11 protein-coding genes are annotated in these 11,441 nt (G+C 75.0%); 5 read left to right on the forward strand and 6 right to left on the reverse strand.

The annotated features are described in order from the left end of the window. Window positions 1-154 precede the first annotated feature (154 nt). On the forward strand, window positions 155-1,000 hold the full coding sequence (locus BJ968_RS15530) for a tetratricopeptide repeat protein (protein ID WP_179753341.1): 846 nt from the start codon (window positions 155-157) through the stop codon (window positions 998-1,000). Window positions 1,001-1,003: 3 nt separating this feature from the next. Next, the gene (locus tag BJ968_RS15535) at window positions 1,004-1,540 is read left to right on the forward strand and encodes a DUF6912 family protein (RefSeq protein ID WP_179753343.1); all 537 of its coding nucleotides are present in this window, start codon (window positions 1,004-1,006) and stop codon (window positions 1,538-1,540) included. 1 nt (window position 1,541) lies between these two features. On the opposite strand, the gene BJ968_RS15540 is transcribed toward BJ968_RS15535, so the two are convergent. The 3 genes from BJ968_RS15540 to BJ968_RS15550 are packed head-to-tail and all read right to left on the reverse strand — an operon-like array spanning window position 1,542 to window position 2,467. Next, entirely contained in the window at window positions 1,542-2,042 is a 501-nt protein-coding gene (locus BJ968_RS15540) for a DUF2505 family protein (RefSeq protein WP_179753345.1), read from the reverse strand. Window positions 2,043-2,045: 3 nt separating this feature from the next. Then, complete coding sequence (locus tag BJ968_RS15545; RefSeq protein WP_179753347.1) at window positions 2,046-2,315, reverse strand: hypothetical protein; 270 nt, start codon at window positions 2,313-2,315, stop codon at window positions 2,046-2,048. Further along, window positions 2,312-2,467 carry a hypothetical protein gene (locus BJ968_RS15550; protein ID WP_179753349.1) on the reverse strand — a complete coding sequence of 52 codons (156 nt, stop codon included), beginning with the start codon at window positions 2,465-2,467 and terminating at the stop codon, window positions 2,312-2,314. Before BJ968_RS15550 ends, BJ968_RS15545 begins: the two co-directional genes overlap by 4 nt. Window positions 2,468-2,553: 86 nt before the next feature. Here BJ968_RS15550 and BJ968_RS15555 point away from each other — a divergent pair, with 86 nt between their 5' ends. Beyond that, window positions 2,554-7,482 (forward strand): NAD-glutamate dehydrogenase, encoded by a 4,929-nt coding sequence (locus BJ968_RS15555; RefSeq protein WP_179753351.1) that lies wholly within the window; start codon window positions 2,554-2,556, stop codon window positions 7,480-7,482. Between the two features lie 46 nt (window positions 7,483-7,528). Continuing rightward, entirely contained in the window at window positions 7,529-9,031 is a 1,503-nt protein-coding gene (locus tag BJ968_RS15560; RefSeq protein WP_179756795.1) for a sensor histidine kinase, read from the forward strand. 62 nt (window positions 9,032-9,093) lie between these two features. Here the strand turns inward: BJ968_RS15560 and BJ968_RS15565 are convergent, their stop codons facing one another. Next, window positions 9,094-9,342 carry a WhiB family transcriptional regulator gene (locus BJ968_RS15565; protein WP_179753353.1) on the reverse strand — a complete coding sequence of 83 codons (249 nt, stop codon included), beginning with the start codon at window positions 9,340-9,342 and terminating at the stop codon, window positions 9,094-9,096. Between the two features lie 376 nt (window positions 9,343-9,718). On the opposite strand from BJ968_RS15565, the gene BJ968_RS15570 reads away from it, so the two are divergent. Continuing rightward, a complete protein-coding gene (locus BJ968_RS15570; RefSeq protein ID WP_179753356.1) occupies window positions 9,719-10,123 on the forward strand; it encodes a hypothetical protein in 405 nt (134 codons plus the stop codon). 2 nt (window positions 10,124-10,125) lie between these two features. Here BJ968_RS15570 and BJ968_RS15575 read toward each other — a convergent pair whose 3' ends face one another. Continuing rightward, on the reverse strand, window positions 10,126-10,917 hold the full coding sequence (locus BJ968_RS15575) for an RNA polymerase sigma factor SigF (RefSeq protein WP_343078064.1): 792 nt from the start codon (window positions 10,915-10,917) through the stop codon (window positions 10,126-10,128). Continuing rightward, window positions 10,914-11,372 (reverse strand): ATP-binding protein, encoded by a 459-nt coding sequence (locus BJ968_RS23805; RefSeq protein WP_218885087.1) that lies wholly within the window; start codon window positions 11,370-11,372, stop codon window positions 10,914-10,916. The genes BJ968_RS15575 and BJ968_RS23805 overlap by 4 nt, the downstream gene beginning before the upstream one ends. Window positions 11,373-11,441: the final 69 nt, after the last annotated feature.

An 11,441-nucleotide genomic window follows, 5' to 3' on the forward strand; every position in this document is an offset into this window, starting at 1 on the left:
CGACCGCCCCTCGCGCGACGACCGCGGTCCCCAGCGTGACCGCGCGCCGCGCGGTGACTCCCGGTTCGACCGGCCGGCGCGGGACGACCGCGGCCCCCGGCACGACCGGCCCCAGCGCACGGAGGACCGTCCCCGCCGCAACGACCGCGGTCCGGTGCGGCCCGCGGGCGGCGACCGCGGCCGCTCGTCGGTGCCGCCGCGCCCGACCGGCCCGCGCCTGCCCGAGGACATCACGGGCAAGGAACTGCCGGGTGAGGTCCGTCGCGCGCTGCAGAGCCTGACCGGCGACAACGCCGACATCGTGGCCAAGCACCTGGTGGCGAGCGCCCGCCTGGTGGACGTGGACGCCGAGGAGGCGTGGCAGCACGCCCTCGCGGCGCAGAAGCGGGGCGGCCGGATCGCGGCCGTCCGCGAGGCGGCCGCCATCGCGGCGTACAAGGCGGGGCACTTCCGCGAGGCCCTCGCCGAGCTGCGCACGGTCCGCCGCATGACCGGTGACGACAGCTACCTGCCGCTCATGGCGGACAGCGAGCGGGGTCTGGGGCGTCCTGAGCGGGCGCTCGACCTGGCCACCTCCAAGGAGGCGGCGGGTCTGGACACGCCGGCCAAGGTGGAGATGCTCATCGTCGCCGCGGGCGCGCGGCACGACCTGGGGCAGCACGAGGCCGCAGTCGTGTCCTTGCAGGTCCCGCAGCTGCGCACCAACAGCCGCGCGCCCTGGCGCGCCCGTCTCTGGTACGCCTACGCGGACGCGCTGATCTCCGTGGGCCGCGCCGCCGAGGCGCGGGAGTGGCTCGTGAAGGCCGCCGAGGCGGACACCGACGGTGAGACCGATGCGGCGGAACGTCTCGACGAGCTCGACGGCATCGTCTTCGAGGAGGACTGGGACGACGAGGCGGGCGACGAGGCGGACGACGAGGCGGACGACGAGGCGGGCGACGAGGTCGACGCGAGCGACGACGTCGCCGCGGACGACGACCCGGCCGAGGACGAGGACTGAGCCGTGCGGGTGTACTGGCCGACGACCTTGAAGGGGCTGGCGCGGCTCGCCGGGAGCGGTGAGCTCGCGGCGGCACCCGTCACCGTCCACGCCGTCACGCCCACGTTGCGGGACTTCTACGCCGACGCGGACCCCCGCGACCTGGAGGAGGAGCTCGAGTACGTCGCGATGACGGACGCGGCGGGCGAGTCGGTACGCCTGCTGGCCGGCGAGCTGGCCGGGGAGCCGGCGGCCGTCCCCCGGCGGGTGGTGCTGGCCCTGGACGTCCCGGACGACGCGGTCACGTCCGAGCGCAGGTCGTGGTCGGCGCCGGAGCGGTCGCGGGTGCTCCTCGGCGTGCCCCTGCGGGTCGAGGACCTCGCCAGCGTCCACGTCGACGACGCAGAGGCCGAGGCCGACGTCCGCGCGGCCGTCGCGGCCCTCCCCGCCGCCGACGGCGGCGACGAGGACGCGCGGTTCACGGTCGAGGCCTGCGAGGGTCACGACCTGCTCTGGTACGACGCCGGGGAGCTGCCGCTCCTGCTGGCCGCCGGCGGGTGACCTACGGGCGGGCGGTCCACTCCTGGGCGAGCTGGACCTCCGACCGGATCAGCCGCAGCAGCCCCGGGAGCGCGGCCTTCTCCACCTGACCCCCCAGCACCGGCACGCGGACGGTCAGCGTCCCGTCCATCGTCAGGACGCTGCCCGTCCCGGCGGCGGTGAGCACCGAGGTCGCCGTCAGCTCCACGGGCGCCGAGCGCACGGTGAGCGTCAGCCGGGCCCGGTGCGAGCCGTCGGCGGCGGCGGGCTCCCAGCGCTCGACCTGGTCGACGACGGCCGTGGCGCCGAGGAACTTGGCCGCCGCCGCGGGCAGGACGTCCGTGCGGACGGTCCGCGACGTCGTCACGACGTGCACCTCGCCCTCGCGGGTCACCGACTCGCTGTGGTCGACGACCTCGGGGGAGTCGGCCCGGGCCCGCAGGAAGGCCGGGTCCAGGAGGACGGCCAGGACGGCGTCGGGGGCGATGGGGAACGACGAGCGCTCGGAGAACGGGGCGGGCACGGGTCAGTGGTTCCTTCCGGGGACGAGGACGGCCAGGGGGCCGGCCAGGGCTCGGGCGAGCGCGACCTCCACCTCGGTCACGGCACCGGCCGGGACGGGGGCGGGGAGGTCGCGCAGCCGCTGCGCGGCGTCGTCGACGGCGGTGGCCGCGGCGCGGACGGCGTCCTGCTCGGGAGCGGCGACGAGCGCGGCGGCGCGGTGCAGCCGGCCGGCCAGCGCGGCCAGGCCGGCGGCGTCCCCGCGCGCGGGCCCCACGAGGTCCACGACGGTCACCGCGTCAGCAGCCCGTGGACGGCGCACAGCAGGTCGGCGACCGCGTCCGCGGCGTCGGGGTCGCGCAGGTCGACGTGCGTCGCCAGCAGTTCCCGCGCCAGCGCGGGGGCGGTCGCGGGCGCTGGTGAGACCGGGATCACGCGGGCGGGCACGGGCCCACTGTAGGCGCTGCCCTGCGCGGTGGTGGTGATCACCACTAGGCTGGGAGTCGCGTACCCACCCGCGAACCGGAGCAGTGATGCCCGCACTCCCCGCCCCCGCCGCCAGCGTCCGCGAGCTCGTGCGAGCCGCCTCCGCGACACCCGACGCCACGTGGGGGGAGGGCATCCCCGACGCGCTGCGCACCGCGACGGCGGCGGAGCGGCTGCTGCTGGACTACTTCGCGCACACGGCCGTCGAGGACCTGTCCGACCGACCGCCCGCCGACCTGGTGCGGGCCGTGGCCTCCCACGTGCGGTGCGGTGCGCTGCGGCCCGCGGGGACCACCCTGGTGCGGCTGGTCGACGGCGCGTCGTCGGGGGCCGGCGAGGGGCGTTCGACGGTCGAGGTCGTCACCGACGACATGCCCTTCCTCGTCGACAGCCTCACCGCGGCGCTGACCCGCGCCCGCCGGGGCATCCACCTGCTCGTCCACCCGCGGCTGGCGGCCCGCCGGTCGGCCGAGGGCCGGCTGGAGGACCTGCACGACGTGGCGACGGCCCCGCCGTCGGAGCCGGCCGAGTCGTGGATCCGCATCGAGGTGGACGCCCACGCCGACGGCGACGAGGACCTCCTGGCCCACCTGCGCGACGTCCTGGACGACGTCCGGGCGGCGGTGACCGGCTGGCAGCCCATGCGCGCGCGGGCGCTGCAGACCGCCGACGCCCTGCAGATCGACCCGCCCCGGGGCGTGCCCGACGCCGAGCTGCGCACGGCCGAGCGGTTCCTGCGCTGGATGGCCGACGACCGGTTCACCTTCCTGGGGTACCGCGAGTACGACCTGCAGACGCACGGGGACGACGTGTTCCTGGTGGCCCGGCCGGGGTCCGGGCTCGGTGTGCTCGCCGAGCGGCCGGGCCGCGCCGGCGGGCGGGAGCGCAAGCTGTCGGGGCCGGTGCGGGAGAAGGCGACCGAGCCGCAGGTCCTGGTGGTGACGAAGGCGAACGCGCAGGCCACGGTCCACCGGCCCGCGTTCCTGGACTACGTCGGGGTCAAGACGTTCGACGAGGCCGGGTGCGTCACGGGGGAGCGCCGCTTCCTGGGGCTGTTCACGTCGGTGGCGTACACCGACTCGGTCAAGCGGGTGCCGGTGGTGGCCGAGAAGGTCGCCGAGGTGCTGCAGCGCGCCGGGTTCGGCTCCGGGGGGCACTCGGCGAAGGACCTGCTGAGCATCCTGGAGACGTTCCCGCGCGACGAGCTGCTGCAGTCCGACGTCGACTCGATCCTGGGGACCGCGCTGGCGGTGCTGCGGTTGCAGGAGCGGCGCCGGACGCGGTTGTTCCTGCGGCGGGACGACTACCGGCGGTTCATGTCGTGCCTGGTGTACCTGCCGAGGGACCGGTACACGACGCGCGTGGGGACCCGGATCGAGCAGTTGCTGCTGGAGGCCTTCGACGGCGGGTCGGTCGAGCACACGCTGCGGGTCTCGGAGTCGGTGCTGGCCCGGCTGCACGTCGTGGTGCGGGCCCGCGCCGGGGAGGAGCTGGTCGACGTCGACGTCTCCCAGCTGGAGGCCGACGTCGCCCGCGCCGCGCGGTCCTGGGAGGACGACGTCGTCGACGCCGCCCGCGGGGCCGCCGGGGACGCCGGGGCCGCGCTGGTGCGCCGCTGGGCCGGGGGCATCCCGGACGGGTACCGGGCCTCGGTGCCGGTCGAGCGGGCCGTGGAGGACCTGCAGCGCGCCGAGGAGCGGCTGGCCGCCGGGGCGGGGGACCAGCCGCTGCTGGACCTGCGCGAGGACACCGAGCAACCGCGCTCGTGGCGCCTGACGAGCTACCGCACCAGTCCCGTCACGCTGAGCGCCGTCCTGCCGGTCCTCAGCGACCTGGGGGTGGAGGTGACGGACGAGCGTCCGCACCTGCTGACCCGCGAGGACGGCCGCCGGGTGTGGGTCGACGACGTGGGGCTGCGGCTGCCCGTCGAGGTGTGGCAGCTGGACGCCGACCCGGCCGCGGCGCGGGCCCGGTTCTGCGACGCGTTCGCCGCGGCCTGGTCGGGCCGGGCCGAGAGCGACTCCCTGGCCCGGCTGGTGCTGGCCGGTCAGCTGACGTGGCGGCAGGTCGCCGTGGTCCGGGCCCTGGTCCGGTACCTGCGGCAGGTCGGCCTGGCCTACTCCCTCGACTACGTCGCCGGCAGCCTGCTGAGCGACGTCGGCATCACGCGGCGCATCGTGCGGCTGTTCGAGGCGCGGTTCGCGCCGAGCCGCTCGGGCCACGAGGCCGAGCGCGCCGAGCTCGTCGACGCCCTGCAGGAGGAGACCCGGGGGGCCCTGGAGGGGGTCGCGAGCCTGGACGCGGACCGCATCCTGCGGGCGCTGCTGTCGGTGGTGCAGGCGGTCGTGCGGACCAACGCGTACCAGCACGCCCCGGACGGCTCCGAGCACCCGTACCTGTCGTTCAAGCTGTCGCCGAAGCTGGTGGCGGGCATGCCCGAGCCGGCCCCGCACGCCGAGGTGTGGGTGTACTCCCCGCGCGTGGAGGGGGTGCACCTGCGCTTCGGCGAGGTCGCCCGCGGCGGGTTGCGCTGGTCGGACCGGCGGGAGGACTTCCGCACCGAGGTGCTGGGCCTGGTCAAGGCGCAGATCGTGAAGAACGCCGTCATCGTGCCGACGGGGGCCAAGGGCGGTTTCGTCGCCAAGCAGCTGCCGGACCCGTCGGTGGACCGGGACGCCTGGTGGGCCGAGGGGATCGCCTCGTACCGGACGTTCATCTCGGGGCTGCTGGACGTCACCGACGACCTGCGGATCGTCGACGGCGTGCGCACCACGGTGCCGCCGGTGGACGTCGTGCGCTACGACGGCGACGACTCCTACCTGGTCGTGGCCGCCGACAAGGGCACCGCGACGTTCTCCGACATCGCCAACGAGATCGCCGTCTCCCGCGGGTTCTGGCTCGGTGACGCGTTCGCGTCGGGCGGTTCGGTCGGGTACGACCACAAGGCCATGGGCATCACCGCGCGCGGGGCGTGGGAGAGCGTGCGGCGGCACTTCCGCGAGCTGGGGCACGACACCCAGACGGAGCCGTTCACGGTCGTCGGCGTCGGCGACATGAGCGGTGACGTGTTCGGCAACGGGATGCTGCTGTCGCAGCGGATCCGGCTGGTCGCGGCGTTCGACCACCGGCACGTGTTCCTCGACCCGGACCCGGACCCGGTCGCCTCGCACGCCGAACGGGCGCGGTTGTTCGCGCTGCCGCGCTCGTCGTGGGCCGACTACGACGCCTCCCTCATCTCCGAGGGCGGGGGCGTGTACCCGCGGACGGCGAAGTCGGTGCCGGTCAGCGCGCAGGTCGCCGAGCGCCTCGGCCTGGACCCCGCGACCCGCAGCCTGTCGCCGGTGGACCTGCTGCGGGCCGTCCTGGCCGCCCCCGTCGACCTGTTCTGGAACGGCGGGATCGGGACGTACGTCAAGGCGTCCACCGAGTCGCACGCCGAGGTGGGGGACAAGGCCAACGACGCCATCCGCATCGACGGGCGGGACCTGCGGGTCAAGGTCGTCGGGGAGGGCGGGAACCTCGGCCTGACCCAGCGGGGCCGCATCGAGGCCGCGACCTCGGGCAACGGCGGGGCGGGCGTCAAGCTCAACACCGACGCCATCGACAACTCCGCCGGGGTCGACTGCAGCGACCACGAGGTGAACATCAAGATCCTGCTGGACCACCTGGTGACGCAGGGGCAGCTGGACCCGGCCGACCGCGACCAGACGTTGCTGCGGATGACCGACGAGGTCGGCCGGCTGGTGCTGCGCGACAACTACGACCAGAACGTCGTGCTGAGCGTGGAGGGCAGCTTCGCGGCCGGGCTGCTGCCGGCGCACCGGCGGTTCCTGGACGCGCTGGTGCGCAGCGGGGACGTCGACCGGCGGCTGGAGTCGCTGCCGTCGCCGGCCGAGCTGGACCGCCGCGCCCGCGACGGCGGTGGGCTGACGATGCCGGAGCTGTCGGTGCTCGTCGCCCACGCCAAGATCAGCCTGGGCCGGGCAGTGCTGGACAGCTCGCTGCCGGACGAGGCGTGGGTCGCGCAGACGCTGCGCGGGTACTTCCCGGCCGAGCTGGGGGAGCGGTTCGGCGACCACCTGGGCGACCACCCGCTGCGGCGCGAGATCGCCACCACGGTCCTGGTCAACCACGTCGTGGGCACCGGGGGCCTGACGTTCGCGTTCCGGGCGGCGGAGGAGACCGGCAGCGAGCCGGCCGACGTCGTGCGCGCGTTCGTGGTGGCCTCGCAGGTCTTCGGGCTGGCCGAGCGGGCCGCGGCCGTGGAGGCGCTCGACGGGCGGGTGGAGGCGTTCGCGCAGTCCCGGCTGCGCCAGGAGCACCAGCGGCTGCTGGACCGCTCGGTGCGGTGGCTGCTGCACAGCCGTCCCGAGGGGATCGACGTGCCGGCCGAGATCGCCCGCTTCGCCCCGGCGGTGGCGCGGCTGGCGCCGCGGATCGCGGACCTGGAGGCCGGTGGCATCGTGAAGGGGGCGGACGCCCGCACCGTCGAGGCCGACATCGCCTGGTTCACCGAGCGGGGCGTCCCCGTCGGGCAGGCCCGGCTCACGGCCTCGCTGCTGGCGCTGTTCCCGCTGCTGGACGTCGTGGAGGTCGCGGACGCCACCGGGCGCAGCGTCGAGGAGATCGCCGCGGTCTGGTACGAGCTCTCGCACCGGTACGCCATCGAGTCGGTGCTGAACGGCATCTCGGCGTTGCCGCGCACGGACCGGTGGCAGTCGCTGGCGCGCGCGGCGCTGCGCGACGACCTGTACGCGGCGCTGCGGGACTTCACCGCGGCCGTGGTCGCCGAGACCCCGGCGGGTGCGGAGCTGGACGCGGCCGCGGCGGTGCTGGCCTGGGAGACGGCGCACGCGCCGGCCGTCAAGCGGGCCCAGCAGACGATGGCCGACCTGGAGGGGGAGCCGGGGGCGGGGGACCTGGCCGCGTTGTCGGTGGGGCTGCGGGCGCTGCGCACGGTCCTGCGGGCGGGCTGAGCGGACCGCGGATCGGCTGGGGCCGTAGGCTCGCGGCGTGCCCACCATGTCGGACCTGCTGCAGTCCCAGACGGCGATCGAGGGTGCCGAGGCCGAGTGGCTGCGGCTCCTGGTCGGCGACTGGCAGCTGATCTCGGACCTGTCCTTCGCCGACCTCGTGCTGTGGGTCCCCACCGCCGACCGGCAGCACTTCGTCGCCGTGGCGCACTGCCGGCCGACGACCGGCCCGACGGTGCACTACGACGACGTCGTGGGGGCGCTGCTGGAGCGGGGCCGCCGGCCGCAGGTCGACACGACCTTCGACGAGGCCCGCAGCCTGCGCGGGCGCGACCCCGAGTGGGACGACGACGTCCCGGTGCGGGAGGAGACGATCCCCGTCGTCCGCGAGGGCGTGGTGCTGGGGGTCCTGGCCCGGCACACCAACCTGGCGACGTCGCGGACACCGAGCCGCCTGGAGCTGAACTACGTCAAGTGCGCCGACGACCTGACGCGGATGATCGCGGCGGGGGAGTTCCCGCAGACGGCGGCGCCGACGGGCCCGCGCCGGGGGGCGCCGCGCGTGGGGGACGGGATGCTGCGCCTGGACGCGGACGGGGTCGTGACGTACGCGAGCCCGAACGCCCTGTCGGCGTTCCACCGCGCCGGGCTCATCGGGGAGCTGGTGGGGGCCAACCTCGCTGAGATCTCCAGCTCGCTGGCCGCCTCGCACCTGCCGGTCGACGAGTCGCTGCCGCTGGTGGTGACGGGCCGGGCGCCGTGGCGCACGGACCTGGAGACCGACGCGGCGACGTTGTCGATGCGGGCGATCCCGTTGACGCGCAGGGAGAACGGGACCGCGACCCGGATCGCCGCGCTGCTGCTGGTCCGGGACGTCTCGGAGCTGCGCCGTCGTGAGCGCGAGCTCATGACGAAGGACGCGACGATCCGCGAGGTCCACCACCGCGTGAAGAACAACCTGCAGACGGTCGCGGCGCTGCTGCGGCTGCAGTCGCGGCGCATCCACTCCGAGGAGGGGCGCTCGGCGCTGCAGGAGGCCATGCGCCGCGTCGAGACCATCGCCACGGTGCACGAGACGCTGTCGCAGGGCATCGACGAGAACGTCGACTTCGACCAGGTCCTCGACCGCTGCCTCATGATGGCCGCCGAGGTCGCGATGGAGAACGCCGAACGGGTCAAGACCGTCCGCGAGGGCAAGTTCGGTGAGCTGCGCCAGGAGGACGCGACGGCGCTCGCGCTCGTCCTGACCGAGCTGGTGACCAACGCCGTGGAGCACGGGTTCGGCTCCGACAAGGCCGGCACCGTGGTGGTGAAGGTCGAGCACACGGCCGACGACCGGCTCGAGGTCGTCGTCAGCGACGACGGGGTCGGGCTGCCGGCGGACTTCCAGGTGGGCAGCTCCGGGCTGGGGACCCAGATCGTGCGGTCCCTCGTGGCGGGGGAGCTGCGCGGGCGCATGGAGTTCGGGGCCAGCTCCACCGGGGGGACCGAGGTGCGGCTGGACCTGCGGGTGCGCCGGGACGTCGCCCAGATCGGCAGCGTCCGGAACTGAGGGCAGACGCAGGAGGCCCCTGACCTGCCGGTCGGGGCCTCCTGCGTCTCAGCGGGTCCGCGTCAGCTCGCGCGGCGGGCGCGGGCGGCGCGGCGCTTGAGCGCACGACGCTCGTCCTCGCTCATCCCGCCCCAGACGCCGGCGTCCTGGCCGGTCTCCAGCGCCCACTTGAGGCAGGAGTCGACGACGTCGCAGCGACGGCAGACGGCCTTGGCCTCTTCGATCTGGAGGATCGCGGGCCCCGTGTTGCCGATGGGGAAGAAGAGCTCGGGGTCTTCGTCGAGGCAGGCGGCGTTGTGGCGCCAGTCCATGGGGGTTCCACTCCTTCTAGCGTGTGTTCGGTCTCAGGACACACGTGCCCTCCCCGCCGTAACGAGCTGGACACGCGGGATCCCTGAGCACCGGCAACGCCGGCGGTGCCGGGACGCACGCTCGACCACCTGCAAAGTCCCAGGTGACGACGTGTGTCGGGGATCGCGTCGGGATCCAGGGTCACACTTCGTGCGCCCTTTCACAAGAGGTTCAACCAGGTCGATCGAGCAGAGGGCGTGTCGAGTACGTCACACGGACTTAACACGCAGGACCCCTCCTCGTAATCCGAGCCGACCCGGCGCGTCGGCGTCGACACGCCGACGCGCGTCCCCCCGAGGGGGGACGAACCGGCACAGGCGTCGTACGGTGCTGCCCGTGCCGTCCCCGTCCTCCAAGGCTCCAACGGATCAGCCGCGCCCGCCACTGCTGACGGCGATCGCCGCCCTCGTCGCCCTGGAGGTCCTGCTCCTGCTGGCCGGGGCCGCCTACCTCGTGCACGGGCTGGTGGTCGACGGCTCCAGCGCCCCGCTGGCGGTCGTCTCGGTCGTCGTGTGCGCCCTGCTCTTCGGCGCCGGGCTGGGGTTCTGCGCCTGGGGGCTGCTGCGACGGGCCACCTGGGCGCGCTCGCCCCTGGTCGTCTGGCAGCTGCTGCAGGTCGCGGCCGGGCTGCCGGCCTTCAGCGGCGGGACGCCCTGGCTGGGGGTCCTGCTCGTCCTGCCGGCCGTGGCCGTGGGGGTCGGGCTGTTCACCCCGAGCGTCTCCGCCCAGGTCGGGCGCTGACCTCAGGGCGCCTCGACGTCGCCCAGCCCCTCCCGCAGCTGCGACAACGTGCGGGTCAGCAGCCGTGAGACGTGCATCTGCGAGATGCCCACCTCGGCCGCGATCTGCGCCTGCGACATGCCGCGCACGAAGCGCAGCGCCAGGATCCGCCGCTCGCGGGCGGGCAGGGCGGCCAGCAGCGGCCGCAGCGCCTCGCGGTTCTCCACGCTCTCCAGCGCCTCGTCGTCCGCGCCCAGCGACTGCACGGGCGAGGTCGGGGACCCCGTGTCCAGGGGCAGCGTCGAGTAGGCGTTCGCCGACTCCAGGACCTCCACGACGTCGTCGGGGTCCTGGCCGGTGCGCTGAGCGAGCTCGGAGACGGTCGGGGCCCGGCCCAGCTCGTGCGTCAGCGCCTCGCGCGCGTCGGCCAGCTGCCGGCCCGCCTCCTGCACGCGCCGCGGGACCCGCATGGCCCAGCCGCGGTCGCGGAAGTGGCGCTTGATCTCGCCCAGCATCGTCGGCACCGCGTACGCCCCGAACGGCACCCCGCGCGCGGGGTCGTAGCGGTCCAGGGCCTTCAGCAGGCCGATCGTCGCGACCTGCACGAGGTCGTCGTGCGGCTCGCCCCGTCCCAGGAACCGGGCGGCCAGGTGCTCGGCCAGGGGCAGGTGGCGGCGGGTGAGGTCCTCGCGCAGCCGGGCCCGCTCGGGGTCGTCGGGGTCCAGGGAGGCCATCCGGGCCAGCAGCGGGGCCTCCTCGGCGTCCCGCGTGGCGGCCGGTCCCGGCGCCGACGGGCCGTGCGGGGCCGGGCTCACCCGACCCCTGCCACCAGCGTCGTCGGTGCCCCCGTCGTCTTGCTGTGCCGCAGCACGATCCACGCCCCGTTGGCCGAGGTGCCGGTGAAGACCTCCCCGACGAGGGCCTCCAGGACCGCCCACGCGAAGCTCGAGCGCTCGGGCAGCTCCCGGGCCGGGCCGCGGACCTCCACCTCCAGGGTCCCCTCGCCGAGGCGGAACGTCGCCACGAGCTCGTCGTCGGTCGGGGACGACCCCAGCAGCAGGGTGCAGGCCTCGTCGACCGCGATCCGCAGGTCCTCGATCTCGTCCAGCGTCAGGTCGAGCCGGGCGGCCAGCCCGGCGCTCGCGGTGCGGACGACGGTCAGGTAGGCCGGGTCGGCCGGGACCCGCAGCTCCACCAGGTCGGCCGCGGTCTCCGTCGCCGGGTCACCGGTGGTTCCACCGGTCGTCTCGCCGGTCGTGGGGGTCGACACGGGGCTTCGTCCTCTCGGGGCCGGGTGTGGCAATGGCGCGTGCTCAACGTATACGGACGAACACTCCAG

It is taken from the genome of Kineococcus aurantiacus (genome assembly GCF_013409345.1).
Taxonomy (GTDB): Bacteria; Actinomycetota; Actinomycetes; order Actinomycetales; family Kineococcaceae; genus Kineococcus; species Kineococcus aurantiacus.

Bases quoted from the DNA above. Each gene is read 5' to 3' on its own strand.
- BJ968_RS15555 (WP_179753351.1), top strand. From the start codon at position 2,554: ATGCCCGCACTCCCCGCCCCCGCCGCCAGCGTCCGCGAGCTCGTGCGA.
- BJ968_RS15560 (WP_179756795.1), top strand. From the start codon at position 7,529: ATGTCGGACCTGCTGCAGTCCCAGACGGCGATCGAGGGTGCCGAGGCC.
- BJ968_RS15565 (WP_179753353.1), bottom strand. From the start codon at position 9,342: ATGGACTGGCGCCACAACGCCGCCTGCCTCGACGAAGACCCCGAGCTC.